16 protein-coding genes and 1 pseudogene are annotated in these 18,161 nt (G+C 57.9%); all 17 read right to left on the bottom strand.

Going from position 1 to position 18,161, the window contains the following annotated elements; genetic code table 11:
* Positions 1–17: 17 nt before the first annotated feature.
* The 17 genes and pseudogenes from carA to HMPREF2547_RS01710 all read right to left on the bottom strand — a co-directional run bounded on the left by carA (position 18) and on the right by HMPREF2547_RS01710 (position 18,120).
* Positions 18–1,250, bottom strand: coding sequence for a glutamine-hydrolyzing carbamoyl-phosphate synthase small subunit (gene carA, locus HMPREF2547_RS01790; RefSeq protein ID WP_371259590.1), 1,233 nt, complete (start codon positions 1,248–1,250; stop codon positions 18–20).
* Positions 1,251–1,288: 38 nt separating this feature from the next.
* Positions 1,289–2,650, bottom strand: a complete 1,362-nt coding sequence (locus HMPREF2547_RS01785; RefSeq protein WP_016422710.1) for a dihydroorotase — start codon at positions 2,648–2,650, stop codon at positions 1,289–1,291.
* Entirely contained in the window at positions 2,651–3,604 is a 954-nt protein-coding gene (locus HMPREF2547_RS01780) for an aspartate carbamoyltransferase catalytic subunit (protein WP_049190768.1), read from the bottom strand. It abuts the gene before it with no gap.
* Complete coding sequence (pyrR, locus tag HMPREF2547_RS01775) at positions 3,601–4,170, bottom strand: bifunctional pyr operon transcriptional regulator/uracil phosphoribosyltransferase PyrR (RefSeq protein WP_016422708.1); 570 nt, start codon at positions 4,168–4,170, stop codon at positions 3,601–3,603. Before pyrR ends, HMPREF2547_RS01780 begins: the two co-directional genes overlap by 4 nt.
* A gap of 434 nt (positions 4,171–4,604) precedes the next feature.
* Positions 4,605–5,126 (bottom strand): annotated as a pseudogene (nusB, locus tag HMPREF2547_RS01770) (transcription antitermination factor NusB); the annotation flags it as partial.
* 48 nt (positions 5,127–5,174) lie between these two features.
* Entirely contained in the window at positions 5,175–5,738 is a 564-nt protein-coding gene (gene efp, locus HMPREF2547_RS01765) for an elongation factor P (RefSeq protein ID WP_016422706.1), read from the bottom strand.
* 87 nt (positions 5,739–5,825) lie between these two features.
* Entirely contained in the window at positions 5,826–6,998 is a 1,173-nt protein-coding gene (locus tag HMPREF2547_RS01760; protein ID WP_049172962.1) for a M24 family metallopeptidase, read from the bottom strand.
* Entirely contained in the window at positions 6,995–7,471 is a 477-nt protein-coding gene (gene aroQ, locus HMPREF2547_RS01755; protein ID WP_070604544.1) for a type II 3-dehydroquinate dehydratase, read from the bottom strand. Before aroQ ends, HMPREF2547_RS01760 begins: the two co-directional genes overlap by 4 nt.
* Complete coding sequence (gene aroB / locus HMPREF2547_RS01750; RefSeq protein ID WP_069358704.1) at positions 7,468–8,577, bottom strand: 3-dehydroquinate synthase; 1,110 nt, start codon at positions 8,575–8,577, stop codon at positions 7,468–7,470. Before aroB ends, aroQ begins: the two co-directional genes overlap by 4 nt.
* An 87-nt stretch (positions 8,578–8,664) precedes the next feature.
* On the bottom strand, positions 8,665–9,186 hold the full coding sequence (locus HMPREF2547_RS01745) for a shikimate kinase (protein WP_048731844.1): 522 nt from the start codon (positions 9,184–9,186) through the stop codon (positions 8,665–8,667).
* Positions 9,187–9,226: 40 nt separating this feature from the next.
* Positions 9,227–10,414: a chorismate synthase gene (gene aroC, locus HMPREF2547_RS01740; protein WP_187269731.1), complete on the bottom strand. Its 1,188-nt coding sequence runs from the start codon at positions 10,412–10,414 to the stop codon at positions 9,227–9,229.
* 94 nt (positions 10,415–10,508) lie between these two features.
* The gene (locus tag HMPREF2547_RS01735) at positions 10,509–11,024 is read right to left on the bottom strand and encodes a prepilin peptidase (protein WP_224783722.1); all 516 of its coding nucleotides are present in this window, start codon (positions 11,022–11,024) and stop codon (positions 10,509–10,511) included.
* Positions 11,025–11,146: 122 nt separating this feature from the next.
* Complete coding sequence (locus HMPREF2547_RS01730) at positions 11,147–11,962, bottom strand: shikimate dehydrogenase (protein ID WP_070604542.1); 816 nt, start codon at positions 11,960–11,962, stop codon at positions 11,147–11,149.
* Positions 11,963–11,976: 14 nt separating this feature from the next.
* Positions 11,977–13,203 (bottom strand): endolytic transglycosylase MltG, encoded by a 1,227-nt coding sequence (mltG, locus tag HMPREF2547_RS01725; RefSeq protein ID WP_070604540.1) that lies wholly within the window; start codon positions 13,201–13,203, stop codon positions 11,977–11,979.
* Positions 13,204–13,464: 261 nt separating this feature from the next.
* Entirely contained in the window at positions 13,465–13,968 is a 504-nt protein-coding gene (gene ruvX, locus HMPREF2547_RS01720) for a Holliday junction resolvase RuvX (protein WP_016422697.1), read from the bottom strand.
* A gap of 37 nt (positions 13,969–14,005) precedes the next feature.
* The gene (gene alaS / locus HMPREF2547_RS01715; RefSeq protein WP_016422696.1) at positions 14,006–16,666 is read right to left on the bottom strand and encodes an alanine--tRNA ligase; all 2,661 of its coding nucleotides are present in this window, start codon (positions 16,664–16,666) and stop codon (positions 14,006–14,008) included.
* A 128-nt stretch (positions 16,667–16,794) separates the two neighbouring features.
* Entirely contained in the window at positions 16,795–18,120 is a 1,326-nt protein-coding gene (locus HMPREF2547_RS01710; protein WP_224433708.1) for a replication-associated recombination protein A, read from the bottom strand.
* Positions 18,121–18,161: the final 41 nt, after the last annotated feature.

The raw sequence follows: 18,161 nt of genomic DNA, 5'->3' as shown, positions 1-18,161 counted from the left end.
GGTCCCTTAGCCCTTTCCTACTTGTTCGAGTTTCCGGTTGCGGACTTGTTGAAATCGACCTTCTGGATCAGCGCCAGGAAGTCATCAAAGAGAGAGTGCGCATCGTGCGGGCCGGCTGCGGACTCCGGGTGGTACTGCACAGAAAAGGCCATGCCGTTCTTCAGTGCGACACCTTCCACGACGTCGTCGTTAAGGCAGTTGTGCGTAACCTCTGCCTCGCCCCACGGGGTATCGAAACTCTCGCCGGCCTTGCCTTCAAGTGCGAAACCGTGGTTCTGAGCGGTGATAAAAATACGGCCAGTGCGGTGGTCTTTCACCGGAACATTGACGCCGCGGTGACCGAAGACCAGCTTGTAGGTATTCAGGCCGAGTGCGCGACCAAGAATCTGGTTACCGAAGCAGATACCGAATAGCGGCATGCCGTCATCGAGGGCAGCCTTGGCGACCGCAACCATTTCATCAGCAGTTGCCGGGTCACCCGGGCCGTTGGACAAGAAGACACCGTCCGGCTGGTATTCCTTCTTAATATCTTCGTACGGAGTGTTAGCCGGAACAACTACGACTTCCAGGCCACGCTTAGCCAGCTCACGCGGGGTGTTGGACTTGATGCCCAGGTCGTAGGCCACAACACGTGCCTTCTTCTCCCCCTGTGGTTCCACGACATAGGCCTCATCGGTGCTGACCTCGCGAGCCAGGTCCGCGCCCTTCATCGCAGGCTGAGCGCGAACGATTTCCACCAGCTTATCGACGGGCTGCTGTGCGTCCTCACCGGAAAAAATACCAGCGGCAATCGAGCCATTGTCGCGCAAATGGCGAACCAGCGCGCGGGTATCAATCTGGCGGATACCGATGATGCCCTGTGCCTTCAGTTCATCTTCCAAGCTGCGCTCCGAGCGCCAGTTGGAGGGAATGCGCGACAAATCGCGGATAATAAAGCCAGCTGCCCAAATCTTGTTTCCGCGGGACTCGTAGTCCTCATCGTTCCAACCGGTGTTGCCGATCTGTGGTGCGGTAGCCACAATCAGCTGGCGGTGGTAGGACGGGTCCGTCAGGGTTTCCTGGTAGCCCGTCATAGCGGTGGTAAAAACTGCCTCACCCAGGGTTGTACCGGTGGCGCCGAAACCGCGTCCGCGGAACACTCGGCCATCTGCCAATACCAGGACTGCCGCTGTAGCGGCCGCGGCCTGCGACTCGTTGCTCACGTTATTGCCTTTCAGTTGGGTAGCGTGCGAGGAATTTACATTAATCATACGGGACGCATGTGAATGTTTATGCGTTGACATGAATATTATCCAGCGACCTCTCCGTTAAGAGCGGTCACCTTACCGCGCAGCACGGTAGCTGCCACGGACACGGCCATCTCCATTTCCTCATATGGAGTGTTCTCAGACTTCGACGCCAGGTCTTCGCCGCGGACCGTCCACTTTTTGCCCGGGTCAACAACGGTCAGGTTGGCAGGCTCACCGACAGCAATCGGACGGCCGTGCCCCGGTAGCTTCACGATTTGAGCGGGACGCTCACTCATGACCTTGGCCAGCCAGCGCCAATCACAATCGCCCTTCAAAACGAATTCTTCGGCGATGATTGGCATCGAGGTCTCCAGACCAAGCATGCCGGGCTTAGCGTGCTCGAACTCGCAGCACTTTTCTTCAGAGCCGTGCGGAGCGTGGTCGGTAGCGACACAGTCAATGATCCCGTCAATCAGAGCCTGACGCAGAGCCAGGGTGTCGCGCTGCTCACGCAGCGGCGGATTGACGCGGTAGACGCCGTCGTAGGTCTCCAACTTCTCATCGGTGAGAATCAGGTGATGCGGGGTAACCTCGGCGGTCAGCGGAATATCATGCTCCTTTGCCCACTTGACCAGCTCAACCGTGCCTTCGGTGGAAGCGTGGCAGATGTGCATGCGTCCGCCGTAGTCGCGAGCCATAATGGCATCTCGGGCCACGATGGACTCCTCAGCTACGCGCGGCCACCCGGTCAGGCCGAGTCGTGCGGCGGTCGGACCTTCGTGAGCCGATGCATCTGCGGTCAGACGCGGATCTTCGCAGTGCTGCGCCAGCAATACGTCTTCGCCGCGGGCGTATTCAATCGCGCGGCGCATAATCAGCGGATTGTCAACGCACTTACCGTCATCGGAGAACATGCGTACCTTCGCCTGCGAGTCTGCCATCATGCCGAACTCAGTCAGCGTCTCGCCCTTCAGCCCCTTAGTAATGGATCCGACCGGGTGAACGTCGCAGAGGTTCAGCGCCTGGCCCTTGAGCCACACCGACTCAGCAATCGAGGGGTCATCGGTTACCGGCGCGGTATTGGCCATAGTGAACACTGCGGTGAAACCACCGCGTGCTGCGGCAGCGGAACCAGTGGCCAGGGTTTCCGTATCTTCACGACCCGGCTCCCGCAGGTGCACATGGATGTCAACCAGGCCTGGCAAGAGAACGAGGGAGTCGAACTCCAGGACCTCTACCCCGTCCTCGGCCGTGAGATTTTCTCCAATCTCAGCGATAACGCCATCTTCGATCAAGACGTCGACGTCTTCGCCTTCACCGTAGGGACGCACACCCTTCAGCAGCAGCTGTCCCCGTGCGGGTGCTGCCAATGGTCCTACCTCGGGGTACGAGGCTTCGTCATACTCATTGCGATTCGACATTTATGCCTGCCCTTCCAAGTTGGTGGAAACACCTGAGGTCAGCAGTGTGAAAAGAACTGCCATGCGGACGTGGACACCGTTGGCTACCTGCTGCAGCACGGCAGTGCGCGGCAAATCAGCGACGGCATCGTTAATTTCCATGCCACGAAGCATCGGGCCTGGGTGCATCACAATGCAGTCGTCGCGAAGCATCTTCTCGCGAGCCTTCGACAGCCCGTAGCGAGTGGCGTATTCGCGATGGGATGGGAAGAAGCCTCCGTTCATGCGCTCCTGCTGAACGCGGAGCATCATCACGGCATCAGCATCGCGGATCTCGTCTTCCATGCGGTAGGCAACACGCACCGGCCAGGTCTCGATGCCAAACGGCAGCAGCGTCGGTGGCGCGACGAACACGACCTCGGCGCCGAGCTTGCTCAGCAGATCGGCGTTAGAGCGAGCGACGCGAGAATGCAAAATATCGCCAACGATGACGACCTTGCGCCCCTCAATTCCACCGAGGCGCTGACGCAACGTCACCGCGTCCAGGAGAGCCTGCGTCGGGTGCTGGTGCTTTCCGTCACCCGCGTTGATGATCGATGGGCCGTTGCCAAATTCCTCAGTCCACTTGACGATCAGCTGTGCCGCGCCCGACGATGGGTGCCTAACGACGATGGCATCGCCGCCGATAGCATCCAAAGTCAGCGCGGTGTCTTTCAGACTCTCGCCTTTCTTCACAGAGGAAGAGGAAGCCGAGATATTAATAACATCGGCGCTCATCCACTTACCCGCAGTCTCAAAAGAAGAGCGGGTACGCGTGGAATTCTCGTAAAAGAGGTTGTAAATAGTGCGGCCACGCAGGGTCGGCAGCTTCTTAATTTCCCGACCGCGGATGACCTCCTTGAAACGATCGGCCTCATCCATCAGGCCGACAATTTCATCCTTGGTCAAATCCGCAATGCTAATCAGGTGTTTCACTGTTCCTCCGCCCGGGTGAGAATAACCGCGTCACGGCCGTCAAGTGCCTCTACCAGCACATCGACGTCTTCGTCGCGGGAAGTTGGCAGATTCTTACCGACGTAATCGGCGCGAATTGGTAGTTGACGATGACCACGATCAACCAGCACTGCAAGCTGAATTACTCGTGGGCGACCGATGTCAGCAATAGCGTCGAGTGCGGCGCGAATCGTGCGACCTGAGAAGAGGACATCGTCTACGAGAACAACGGTGGTGCCGTCGATTCCGGAGTTTGGAATGTTCGTGGGCTGCAGGGCGCGGTGCGGGCCCTTGCGCAAGTCATCCCTGTACAGGGTGATATCAAGCGATCCAGTTTCCGGGCGAATGCCGGAGAACTGTTCAATCAAATCGGCTAGCTTCTCCGCCAGCGGTACGCCACCAGATGGAATGCCGAGGAGAACTACGCGCCCAGCATTTGGGCTATCCAGCGCAGTTTTTTCAATAATTTGGTGCGCGATGCGCGCGATGGTACGTGCAACTTCGTCTGCATTGAGCAGCTCGGTTGTTTGCGGCGTTCCTTCGCTCATCGTGACCTCCTTCCCCGCCTCTCAGTGCGGTCCGTTAAAGGATGTCTTGATTGTGGATATTTGATTATCAGTTTGCGTGACCCGCAACTACGGTCGCGGTGCAAACTTCCGCTGACCAGAATAGCACTCACACTTAAATTGCCTCTAAATGCAACAAAACTCCAAGCCCCCAAAAAAGGGACTTGGAGTTTCAGACAATCCGCGAGAACCGACTGTGATCGGCTCGCAGTGAGCCCGGCCGCTTTGATTGGCTAGGACCCGTTCTCGCTCTTAGCCACGTCTTCAGCCACCAGCTTGGCAATATCGCTCATGTCCAGGCCGGTAATCTTAGCCATCTCATCGGAGTCAGCCAGTGCCTTGTCAGCTTCCTCATTTGCAGCAGCCTGTGCCTGAATAGCCTCGTCGAACTGGGACTCGCCCACCGAAGTGCTAACAGCTGCTGCTGCCAGGCGTGCCTGGTCGGCAATCTTGGCCTCGGCATCGAGAACTGCGTTGATGTACGGTGCCGCCACATCAGTGGAGTATTCCGATGCCAGCTCAACGCCTTCCACCACGGCCACACGCGGAGGCACGTCGGAGTTGTAGAACAGCTCCCAGGTGGAAAGACGCAAAATAGCACGGTCGACTGCCGGTAGGCGACGCAGCGGCCACTCCTCCGTCAGGTACGAAGAAATCGTCGAGTCGATACCGATAATTTCCGCAGCTACACCGCGCACGATCTGCTCGGTGTACTCCGCAATTGGGTTCACATCCAAATCGGGATTACGGACCATTTCCAGCCGCTCTTCAAGAAGCTTGACGACGTCGACGCCTCGCTGCTCGGCCTCAAATAGCAGATCTACCGCACGACGGCGCGCACGGTAGCGCGCGCCGTGGCGCTTGTAGTTAGGTTCGCGAACTTTCGCGGACTCCTGCGCATCCGGGGTCTCGACGGACTTGTGATCCTTTTCAGTCATGGATGTGTATGTATCGCTCTCAACAAAAGGGTGAACTAGATGAGGGAATTAGTGGTTGACGCGGGACAGGTAGGAGCCGTCACGGGTGTCGACCTTCAGTACGTCGCCGGTTTCGATGAACAGCGGCACCTGAATCTCAGCGCCAGTCTCCAAAGTTGCCGGCTTGGTGCCACCGGTGGAGCGGTCGCCCTGCAGACCCGGGTCGGTCTGCTCAACCTTCAGTTCAACCGAAACAGGCATTTCAGCGAAAAGAACGTTGCCCTCATGGAAGGACACCTGGCAGGTGGTTTCCGGAAGCAGGAACTTAGCACCCTCCGGCATCTGAGCGTCCAGGATGGAAATCTGGTCGTAGGTCTTGTCGTCCATGAAGACGTATCCTTCACCGTCGTGGTACAGGTACGTCATGTCGCGGCGGTCGACGGTAGCAGTCTCAATCTTGACGCCAGCGTTGAAAGTCTTGTCAACAACCTTGCCGGTCAGAACGTCCTTCAGCTTGGTGCGGACGAATGCCGGACCCTTACCTGGCTTGACGTGCTGGAACTCCACGATCTGCTGAAGCTTATTGTCGTGCTTGATAACTAGACCGTTTTTAAAATCTGCGGTGGTAGCCAACTAAACTCTCCTGAAATTGTTAAAAAGCTCTCTGACGAAACCACGATACTCCGTATCTCATCGAGAGAAAAATAAAACGCCGTGATGTTAGGCTCGCGGTTTCGGCAGCTGCGTAATAATTTCCGGCTCGGTGTCGGTGATAATCAACGTATCTTCGATGCGCACACCGCCGAACCCCGGCACATAAATACCAGGCTCGATGGTCAACGTCATGCCAGCTGCCAACTTCCCCTTGCCGGTGCGAGCAGCAAATGGAGCCTCATGCACCTCAATACCGATTCCGTGGCCGGTGGAATGAACGAAGTGCTCCCCATAACCAGCCTTTTCAATAATGTCCCGGCATGCTGCGTCTACAGCCACAACATTAGCCCCTGGCACGGCCGCTTTTACGCCAGCCAGCTGGGCTTCCAGCACGACATTGTAAATCTCTCGGGCCTTCTCGTCTGCGAACTCCACCCCGGCAACAATCGCGCCGTCCAAATCTGACGACGTATTGTTCGGATCGTTTTCGCTTGACGACGTTCCCGCCTCACCGGCAAAGAGGGTACGTGTCATATCTGAGTTGTAGCCCCCGGCAAAGGCGCCAAAGTCAATAGTGACCAGGTCACCTGCCTCGATTACGCGATCTTCCGCTCCGTGGTGTGGCTTGGCGGAATTCGGGCCGCTCGCGACAATCGTGTCGAAGCTTGGCCGATCGGCGCCATGCATGCGCATGCGGTACTCCAACTCTGCGGCGACTTCGCGCTCCGTGCGGCCGGCGACCACGATGCCGTCGTGAAGCAAGTCCTCGAATGCGCGGACCGCGATGTCAGCGACGTGGCGCAGAGCGACGAGTTCTGTATCGGACTTGACCTCCCGCAGTTTAGAGACGACGCCCGTAGTCGATACCAGCTCGAGTGCCTGTGGCCGGGCATCCTCTAGCTCTTGATAAGCGGCCATAGTGAGGAACTCAGATTCAACACCAAGACGCGAGATATCCAGCTTTCGGCATTGACCGACGAGTGCCACGCCGGTGTTGCGGGCGGTGAGTAACTCCACGTCCGGTGCCTGTTTGCCAGCCTGAACCGTATAGCGGCCGTCGGTGGAAAGCAGCGCTTCCCCACTGGCCGCAACAATCAAACCAGCATTCGAGCCGTGGAAACCTGTAAGCCAACCAACATGCGTCGGATCGACTGTGAGGAAACCGTCGCAGTCGTTGTCGGACAATGCGTCGATAAGAGCGGCTCGGCGGGCGGCGTAGTTCGTGGAGATATCTGTCATAGTTTCGTACTCACCCTTCTCAGTGCCATGGAATACCCATCAGTTCCGCATCCGACGATAACGCCCGCGGCAAGCGCCGACAGGTACGAGTGGTGCCGAAACTCCTCCCGGGCGTGAATGTTTGAAATATGGACCTCGTGGAAGCCCGCGCCGTCGGCAATTTCGGCAAGCGCGTCACGTAGGGCGACGGAGGTGTGTGTCAACCCCCCTGGATTGATAATGACTGGCCAACCGTAGTCGGCAGCTTCGTGAACCCACTCGATGAGTTGACCTTCATAGTTGGATTGGCGGCAATCCACCACGACGCCAAGCTCCTTGGCTAGGGTGCGAAGTTCAGATTCGACATCGGCCAAAGTAGTGGCACCGTAAATTTCTGGCTGACGCTTGCCCAGACGATCGAGGTTCGGGCCGTTCAGAACAAGCACGGTCGGAATCGCCGCTGTGGCATCAGTTGCTGCGCGAAGAGAGGTCATGAGCGGGCTGACTCCTCCGATGCGGCGTGCCCATTGTTGCAGAGCAGTTCGTATGCACGCTCGAGGTCATCCATTCCCGGGCCTTCAAGACGGGCTGTTTCACCGGGGTTTTCTAGAATAACGAATCGGATCGCACCGTCGCGGTTCTTCTTATCCCTGGTCATCGCATCGTAGAGCTCGGTAAAACGACCTGTCTGGTAGGTCGTTGGCAGACCAATGGACTCTAGGATGCGACGGTGGCGGTCTACGAGTTCCTGATCAATATGTCCGGTGATCTTGGCCAGCTCGGCAACATAAACCATGCCTACAGCTACGGCATGGCCATGGCGCCAGCGGTAGTTTTCAAAGTGCTCAACGGCATGACCGAAAGTGTGGCCATAGTTCAGGATCTCACGGAGGCCAGATTCCTTCAGATCCTCAGCGACAACGCGTGCCTTGACAGCAATCGCGCGCTCGACCAGTTCTGGCAGGTCACCGTCAACATCGAGGCAGGCCTGCGGGTTTGCCTCGTAAAGATCGAGAATCTTCGTGTCCGCGATAAATCCGGCCTTGATAATCTCTGCCGAGCCCGCGATCAGCTCGGCCTTCGGCAAGGTGCGCAGGACATCAAGGTCACAGAACACCGCGGCAGGCTCGTGGAAAGCGCCGACCAGGTTCTTGCCGGCTGCAGTGTTGATACCGGTCTTACCGCCGACAGCTGCGTCGACCATGCCGAGCAGCGTCGTCGGGACCTGGATAACCTTCACTCCACGCATCCACGCGGCGGCGACGAATCCACCGAAGTCTGTAGCTGCACCGCCGCCAATCGCGATTACCGCGTCACGCCGGCCCAGACCGCGTTCACCAAAAGTGTCCCAAACTGTTTCAGCAACTGCGAGCGTCTTGCCCTCCTCCGCATCCGGAACCTGGATGCTAAAGGCGTCGACTCCTTTGTCCGCCAGAGCCTTGATGACGCCGAAGCTCAGCTCTTGAACGCTCTCCTGGTGAATCACCGCAACCTGGGAGGCAAACGTAGCGGCCTCCGCAATCTGCTCGGTGAGTCCATGCCCCATGGCTACCGTGTACGGGGATGGGCCTTCAACACGGATTGTGCGGGTTGAGTTCATTGTCAGTCCCTAGTCGTTAGCGTAAGAAATGTATGGAGTTGCTGGTTATACGGCAGTGATTAGCTGCCGCCTTTTAAGAGTCGCCAGTTAAGCCTCGTCGCAGGTTTCATCGAGGTAGCTGAGGATCTCGGCCACAACGCGCTGCGGGGAACGTTCGTCGGAACGCACCTTGAAAGTGGCTGCATCTTCGTAAAAAGCTCGGCGAGCCTCATAGAGCGCGCGGTAATGAGCCTCAGGGTCATCCGCCTGGAGCACCGGGCGCGAATTGTTACCCGCTGTACGACGGACCCCCTCTGCAATGCTGATCTCGAGGTAGACGACGTTATGGTCTGCCAGCAGGTCACGGGTCGCCTGCGAAATCACGGCACCACCGCCAAGTGAGACGATTCCGTCGTGGGTCAGAGCCTCCGCCACGATTTGTTCCTCGATACGGCGGAATTCCGGCTCTCCCAGCTCGGAAAAGACTTCCCCACAAGTCTTGCCCATGCGCTGTTCAATCATCTCATCGGTATCGGTGAGTCTTGTGCTCAATGCACGAGACAGTCGACGACCGATGGTGGACTTTCCCGATCCGGGCGGTCCGACAAGGACAATAGTAGGAACGGACATTCCCCTCGTTTTACCCTTCTTCGTGTGCGCGACTGTGGCGCTATTTCCAATCAAGGCGACGTCGAGTCTGCTCCAAGTAGCCCTCAACGTTACGCTTGGTTTCCTCCAGGCTATCGCCGCCGAACTTTTCCATCACTGCACGCGCCAGTACCAGCGCGACCATTGCCTCTGCGACAACACCGCCGGCCGGGACCGCGCAGACATCAGAGCGCTGGTGGATTGCGGTAGCTGCATCGCCGCTGGCCATATCGACGGTCTTCAGCGCACGCGGAACGGTCGAAATTGGTTTCATCGCAGCACGCACAACGAGAGGTTGAGCATTAGTCATGCCACCCTCCAGGCCACCGGCGCGGTTAGTTTCCCGATCCACGCCGTCGTCGGTACGCACCATTTCATCGTGAGCCTCGGTGCCACGGCGACGGGCTTCCTCAAAACCGTCGCCGATCTCCACGCCCTTGACGGACTGAATTCCCATCAAGGCAGCCGCAAGCTGCGAATCCAGACGGGCATCACCGGAAATGTGCGATCCCAGACCCACCGGCAGACCGTGGACAACGACCTCGACGATGCCACCGAGGGTGTCGCCCTGCTTCTTGGCGGCCTTGATTTCGTCAATCATCGACTCCTCCGCAGCTGCGGAGAATGCACGCACTGGCGACTCGTCAATCTTGTCCTGATCAGCGAAGGTCGGCAGTGGCCCCTCGTAGGGCTCCGAACGACCGATGGAAATAACGTGGCTGACAACTTCCACACCGAGAGTCTCACGCAGAATTAAGCGTGCAACAACCGATGCCGCCACACGTGCTGCAGTCTCGCGAGCCGATGAACGCTCCAGGATGTTTCGAGCATCGGTGTGGTTGTACTTCAGCATGCCGTTGAAATCGGCATGCCCCGGGCGCGGGCGGGTTAAGGTGGCGCCACGAGCTGTATCCAAAACAACTGGGTCAACTGGATCCGGGCTCATGACCTCAGTCCACTTGGGCCATTCGGAGTTGCCGACCATAATGCCAATCGGCGATCCCAGCGTCTCACCATGTCGAATGCCAGTCAGCAGGGTGACCTCATCAGCCTCAAACTTCATTCGCGCCCCGCGACCATAGCCGAGGCGGCGGCGTGCGAGGTGGCGTGATACGTCATCTGTAGTCAGGGGAAGTCCGGCTGGCGCGCCTTCTACGAGAGCGATAAGCGCTTTGCCGTGAGATTCACCCGCGGTAGTCCAACGAAGCATAGGTATCATAATGTCACGTTTGCCGTACTTCTTGTGCATTTGGGGGCATACAAGTTTCAAATATGCCCCATTTCATCGCCCCTGGTCTACCGCTTCAGGGGACTTGTAGGTACCCTCCGCTTATCCCCCACACAATGGCGGTTGCTGCAAGCATCGCAGGCCCATGAGGCACGCTCGCCGGTACAGGCGCTGTTTTTGCTTTACGACGGTCACCCCAGCCCCGCTTTCCCGCGGTGACTCCTGCCATGAGGAGAGTGAGTCCGGCAGCCAACAGAATTGCCACTGCAATCCAAATTGCTGTCGCCACTGGCTCGCCCGATACCAGACCGACACCGCCCCCGAGAATTGCTGCGAGCTTCACATCTCCAGCCCCCATAGAGCGTGGGTTGAAGATGAAGACTGCTACATAGAGGCCAAACCAGAGGCCTATTCCTGTTCCTATGGCTGCGACTGCACTGGCGAGATTGTCAGCCAAGGTGCTCTTTTGCTGGAGCACCATTCCAGTGGTTGCTATCAGACCCACTGCCCCTAGCACTAACCACCAGTTCGGTAGTCTTCGCCGAGTCACATCCAACCAGCAGCCAATACCGCCCCAGCCGAGTACAAGCATCACGACTAGGAAATAGAAAACCCGGTCAAGGTAGACCGGGGCAATCCTGTGCTGTCCAATCGGAGACAGCCCTATCTCAGTTATTCCCCACCCCATAACTTTGGGATTGTAACGGTTGTGAGCTAGTTCGGCAGCGCTGCACGCATCGCCTCGACATCGGGAGTGCGTCCAGTAAACTGCTCAAACTGTCCCACCGCTTGATGTAGCAACATGGACAATCCACCGACCGCCTGTGTCCCTCCGCGTTCCGCTGCTTTCACAAGTGGGGTTGGCCAGGGATTGTAAATGACGTCGAGAATCTTCGGTGCTCGAGCGAGGTAGCCAGCAACCGACTCAATTGCGGCTGACGGCACCGTAGAGACCAGCACGTCGGCATTACCAGCAATATCTGCCAGGTTTGGAACATCAAAAGTCACCCAAACAAATTCCATCCCCAGCGCGGCAGCTAATGGTTCAATGTCATATGCGCGCTCGGAGCGCGCTACCACGGTCACATGATTGACCCCCAGCTGCGACAGCGCCCAAAGTGCCGGCCGTGCTGTGCCACCGGCACCAACAACAACGGCGCGGCCACGTGGTGCGTTCGTGCAGTCTATCTCGCGCAGTGCTCCCAGTACGCCGTCGCCATCGGTGTTGTCGGCAAACCAATCCGAATCGCGACGGACCAGAGTGTTCGCTGAACCAATGAGCCTCGCGCGCTCACTGCCTTCATCGGCGAAGTCCAGCGCGGCAAACTTGCCGGGCATCGTGACGGAAAACCCCTGGAAACTGGGGTCTGCGCCACCAACGACGTCGGCAAGCTCTTCGGCGTTGCATCGGATGCGGTCATAGTGCCAGTCATTCATTCCCGCAGCGCGGTAACCGGCGTTGTGAATAGCCGGCGAGTACGAGTGATCAATCGGATCTCCCAGCACGGCTGCGCGATGAGTTATAGGCATAGGAGTTCTACCTCTTAGCGGTTGGAATCCAGCACGCCATTGTTGCGTGACTCGTCGATAGCGGCCTCGTGCTCTTCGAAGGTCGTGCTAAAGACAGTATTTCCTTCCTTGTCCACCGTGACAAAGTACAGCCAGGTGCCGTCAGCCGGATTTTCCATGGCACGAATCGCCTCGATGGAGGGCGAAGCAATGGGGGTTTCCGGCAGCCCCTCCTTGGCGTAGGTGTTCCACGCGGTCTTTCGCGCGCGGTCCTCATCCGTGGTTGCGATTTCCTGATCTGGCAGGTCGTAGTTGACTGTCGAGTCGAACTGCAGCTGCATCGGTTCGTCGAGACGGTTGAGAATAACGCGAGCGACCTTATCGAAGTTGCCATCTGGCGCCTCCATCTGGATCAAAGAAGCTGCGGTAATCAGCTCGTATGGAGTAAGACCAACCATGTCCGCTGAAGCCATGAGACCCGTGTCCTCATAATTCTTCACCGATTCCTTGACCAATTTTGCAAGCATCTGTTCGGGCGTCTGCTGCGGGTCAAGGTGATGAATACCCGGCGTAATGAGTCCCTCAAGACGACGAGGGTCGTTGCCACGCGCAGCTACCGCGTCCCGTGCCCATTCTGGAACACCCAGCGCGGCCAAATCGGCCTCGCCAGCAGCACGTTCGAGATCGGCCTTGGATACGCAGTCATTGTCTTCAACACAAGTGGCCTCAGAAATAAGCGAGAAAATTCCCTTACGTACATCCGATGAGGACACAATGCGGGTATCGGCGAAACGGGCGCCAGTCGGAATGTCAACGGTACCGACCTGATTTTCGACATCCAGAAGAGCCTCGACGGTCTCGTCGGCCTTCATCCGCTGATGGAGTCGGTAGAAACCAGGCTGCAATTCACTTGAATGAGAGTTCTCATTCGCGGCCTGGATGAACGCACGGGAAGACTTGACGACGCCGCTTTCCACCAACTGGTTGGACAAATCAGTAAGTGACGTGCCTTCACTGACCTCAACAATCGTCAATGGACCCTCAGCTTTGCCATCGTAATCGTCAACAATGCCGCCACGGTTCCAGACGAGGCCAATCACTCCGAGGACCAACACGCATAACAGGACAGAAGTCACATTGATTGCCACTGCCGTTTGGCGGTGACGAACTCGAGACTTTGTCCCACCGCTGCGAGCACCAGCGCGGTCCCGGTCGGCACCGCCGCTATCAGTGCGGCGCGCAGTCTGCGCGTCTTTACTCATCAATAATCTCCTCGAATGCAGCTCACTCTCCCATCGGTATCAGCAAGGAGTCTTCCCGTTCGGGTACGACACGCGACTGATAACGACTGGTGCGACATAGCTTTACGACGAAGTCGTAGCACTAGGTTGCATTGTAGGTGTGAATCGCCACTTCAACTTTTCAAATCCTATGCACGCGACAAACGTGCTTAGGTATTACACACTTAATAATTGCGCAAAGGTGGGTGAATTGTCACCTTTCGGTAACTTTTGTGTGCCCCCTTAGTCGGTATTTCCGTCCAAAGCTTTTGCCCGTCTGTCCAACCAGGACTGCAGAATTTCTACTGCCGCAACCTGGTCAATAATCTTCCGCCCGGACTTAACATCAATACCTGCTGCGTGCAGCCGTGATTGGGCCATTACCGTCGTCATCCGCTCGTCGGCGTAATGCACTACGACTCGGTCACCGAGTCGGCGCTGCAGCCGGAATCCAACGTCAGTAGCTTTCCGCGCAGAAGTCCCGAACGAGCCGTCGAGCATGAGGGGCATGCCGAGAACAATCTCGACGACCTCAAGTTCAGTGGCAAGTTCCACGAGCCGGTCAATATCCGGCCCGTCAGGATCTTTTCGCCCCGTTGCTCGAGTGACTGTTTCAACCGGGGTCGCCAGGATACAGTCGGGGTCAGAGACCGCGACGCCAACGCGGACATCGCCGACGTCGATTCCGAGCCGTCGACCCCGACCAGGATCATCCTGACCGGGGGTATCAATACGGGGCTTAGCCATTGTTTACTGCTCTTCCGATAGCACAGCCGTTAATTGGCTACTTGGACAGTTCGGCCTCAACCGCGGCCAATGCTGCGTCGATTCCGGAAGCATCAGAGCCGGAGCCCTGTGCCATTGCCGGTTTACCGCCGCCCTTGCCGCCGACCTCAGCGCCCATCAGCTTCACCAAATCGCCGGCCTTAATACCGCGATTGACGGCTTCATCCGAAACCGAGGCCACAAACGGAACCTTGCCGCCAGCGTTGGAAATCAACGCAATGACGCTTGGGCGATCCGCAAGGCGCTTCGCCAAGTCATTAGCCAGCGAACGGATGTCCTTCATCTCCGTACCGTCGGGAAGCTTAAGGCCGAGGTAGGTGACATCGCCGATGGTGCGAGCGGACTCCAGGTGAGACGCGGCATTGGCCAGCAGCTGTCCGGCCTTGAAATCAGCGAGCTGCTTCTCTGCAGCCTTGAGCTTTTCAGCCAGTGCTGCAATGCGGTCTGGCAGCTCAGCAGAAGGAGCCTTGAATTCAGTGGCCAGTCGTTCAGCCAGGAGACGCTCGGTGGACAGGTAGCGGAAGGAATCCATACCCGAGTAAGCCTCAATACGGCGCACGCCCGATCCGACCGAGGACTCGCCCAGCACAGCTACCGGACCAATCTGCGAAGAATGCGAAACGTGGGTACCGCCACACAGCTCAATTGAGAACGGGCCACCGACCTCGACAACGCGGACGATGTCGCCGTAGTTCTCGTTGAACAATGCCATGGCACCAGCTGCCTTGGCCTCTTCCAAAGGCATCTCGGCAGTATTGACAGCCCAGTCGTTGTCGACAGCCTCATTGGTGATCTGCTCAATCTCACGGAGCTGTTCCGGTGTGAGCTGCTCACCGTACTTGAAGTCGAAACGGAGGTAGCCCGGCTTATTCATGGAACCAGCCTGAGTTGCAGTATCCCCCAGTACCTGACGCAGAGCACCGTGAATCAAGTGAGTTGCAGTGTGCGCCTGACGAGCACCGTGACGCCACTGCTCGTCGACCAAAGCTTCAGCGGAGACACCCGGAGTGAATTCACCAGCGGTGACAATGCCTTTGTGCAGCCACAGCTTCTTGCCCACCTTTTGAACATCGTTGATGTGGACCACAGCGCCGGAATCAGTCACGATACGACCACGGTCAGCCAGCTGACCGCCGGCCTCGGCGTAGAGCGGAGTGCGATCGAGGATAACCTCAATCTCATCGCCCTCTGCGGCAAACGACTGCTTCTGGCCATCGGCAATGATGCCAAGAATCGTGGATTCGTCGGCAAGCCGATCGTAACCAGTGAAGGACGTCGGGTGTTCATCGATGAACTCGCGGTAGACATGCAGGTCGGTGTGAGACTGCTTCTTTGCCTGGCTGTCGGCCTTTGCGCGCGCACGCTGCTCAGCCATCTCGCGATCGAATTCCTCGCGGTCGATGGTCAGGCCGGCCTCTTCGGCCATCTCGATGGTCAGGTCGATTGGGAAGCCGTGGGTGTCATGCAGGGTGAAGGCGTCGTGACCGGATAGAACGGTTTTACCCTCTGCCTTGGCCTTGGTGGCAGCACGTTCGAACAGCTCCTCACCGGCGGACAGAGTCTTGGTGAAGGTCTTTTCCTCGGCGACGGCGACGCGGCGAATACGGTTCCAGTTCTCCGCGATCTCTGGGTACGACGGGGTCATGGTCTCGGCCGCAATACCAATCAGCTTCTCCAGCACTGGACCGTTAGCGCCGAGCAGACGCGCAGAGCGGATGATGCGGCGCAGCAGGCGACGCAGGATATAGCCACGATCGGAGTTCGAGGGGGTGACACCGTCGAGCATCAGCATCAAGCCGGTGCGGCTGTGGTCGGCGATGACGCGGAAACGGATGTTGTCCTGGTGGTTGGAGCTGTACTTCGAACCGGTGAGCCGCTCAGCTTCGTCGATAACCGGACGCAGCAGATCGGTTTCGTAGACGTTGTCGACACCCTGTAGCAGGAAAGCAACGCGCTCGATGCCCATACCGGTATCGATGTTCTTCTTCGGCAGTGGGCCAAGAATCTCGAAAGAGTCCTTGCCTGTTCCTTCGCCACGCTCGTTTTCCATGAAGACGAGGTTCCAAATCTCGATGTAGCGATCCTCGTCCGCCTCTGGGCCACCGTCAGCACCGTACTCCGGGCCGCGGTCGTAGAAAATCTCTGAACACGGGCCACACGGGCCAGGCACACCCATGGACCAGTAGTTGTCCGCCATGCCTCGGCGCTGAATGCGCTCTTCCGGCACACCAACCTTCTCGTGCCAGATGTCATGGGCCTCATCGTCATCGAGGAAAACCGTCACCCACAGCTTCTCAGCCGGGATGCCAAAGCCGCCGTCCTCAACAGCACCAGTCAGAAGGCTCCATGCATGAGTGATGGCACCTTCCTTGAAGTAATTTCCGAAGGAGAAGTTACCCGCCATCTGGAAGAAGGTGTTGTGGCGGGTGGTGATACCCACCTCTTCAATGTCCAGTGTGCGCACGCACTTCTGAATTGAGGTCGCGGTGGAGAAGTCCGGAGTCTCATTGCCGAGGAAGTAGGGCTTGAACGGCACCATGCCGGCATTAACGAACAGCAGGTTCGGGTCATCCAAAACCAGGGAGGCACTGGGGACCTCGGTGTGTCCCGCCTTTACGAAATGCTGGATGAAGCGATTTCGAATTTCATGAGTCTGCACGGTGTTCTACTTCCTCGTTTCACGTCGAGCGTCCGAGATGTTTAATACAAAACTAGCAGTCTACCCGCTCGGTTCGAGCAACTTTAAAACCACCCCACCGGCACCCCGTAGATTCCGACCGATCTCGCCTACTTCGATTTCCGGCGGCTCCCCCGGATAATTCGGCGAATGCGTCCGAGGTATTCAGCCATGCCGTTTTCACGACCGTGATTGGATGGGACGAAATAATCAGTGCCCACCAACTGATCTGGTGGATACTGTTGGGCGACGACACCCATGGGGTCATTGTGCGGGTAGATATAGTCCACCGCGTGACCAAGGTCCTTAGCCCCGCTGTAATGTCCGTCCCGCAAATGTGGTGGCACCGGTCCGGTCTTCCCGGAACGAACATCCTTCAATGCCCCGTCGATTGCGCTTATGACCGAATTCGACTTCGGTGCTGTTGCCAAGTGAATCGTGGCCTGCGCCAGCGTCAGCCGGGCTTCCGGCATCCCTATCAAGGCAACTGCCTGCGCCGCGGCGACGGCGGTTTGCAGAGCTGTCGGGTCGGCCATACCGATGTCTTCGCTGGCCAGAATAACGATTCGGCGGGCAATAAACCGAGGGTCTTCCCCACCCTCAATCATCCGCGCCAGGTAATGCAGGGCAGCATCGACATCAGATCCGCGAACGGACTTAATAAACGCGCTGGTGACGTCGTAATGCTGGTCGCCGTCGCGGTCATAGCGAACCACGGCTCTGTTGATCGAATTGGCAAGCGACTCAGCGGTAATCTGCTCACCATCGGCGACGGCTTCTGCGGCTGCCTCGAGGTACGTGAGGGAACGACGAGCATCACCAGCTGCCAGCGCAATGAGCTGTTTACGTGCATCGTCTGTCATACTGACGCGACCATTCAGGCCGCGCTCATCGGTAAGTGCTCGATCAATGAGCGTGCCGACGGCTTCGTCGTCCAGTGACTGCAACTGCAACAGCAGTGACCGACTGAGCAGCGGGGACACCACTGAGAAGGATGGGTTTTCCGTCGTTGCCGCGACGAGAAGGACAATCCGGTTTTCCACGGCACCCAACAGGGCATCCTGCTGGGTCTTGGAAAAACGGTGCACCTCGTCGATGAAGAGCACCGTTTGAATGCCCTGGTTAACGAGCGTGCGACGAGCAGTGTCGATAACCGCACGCACTTCCTTTACCCCGGCATTAAGCGCGGAAAGCGCTTCAAAGTGTCGTCCAGTCGCCGCGGAAATCAAACTGGCGAGAGTGGTCTTGCCAGTTCCGGGAGGGCCAAACAAAATAACGGAGGTGTCGCCGCCACCTTCGACCAGACGGCGCAACGGTGCTCCGGGGGCTAACAGGTGGTCTTGACCAACGACTTCATCGAGGTTTCGCGGTCGCATCCGAACCGCCAACGGCGCGTGTGCACCTGGGTGAAAATAGGCGCTCGCATCGGAGTTCAGGCCAGTGCTTGCTGGCCCCGCACTCCGACCTTGGCTCTTGG

Source organism: Corynebacterium sp. HMSC055G02, assembly GCF_001809065.1.
GTDB classification, from domain to species: domain Bacteria; phylum Actinomycetota; class Actinomycetes; order Mycobacteriales; family Mycobacteriaceae; genus Corynebacterium; species Corynebacterium jeikeium_D.
Note: the sequence above shows the minus strand (reverse complement) of the source record. Positions and strands in the feature narration are given on the sequence as shown.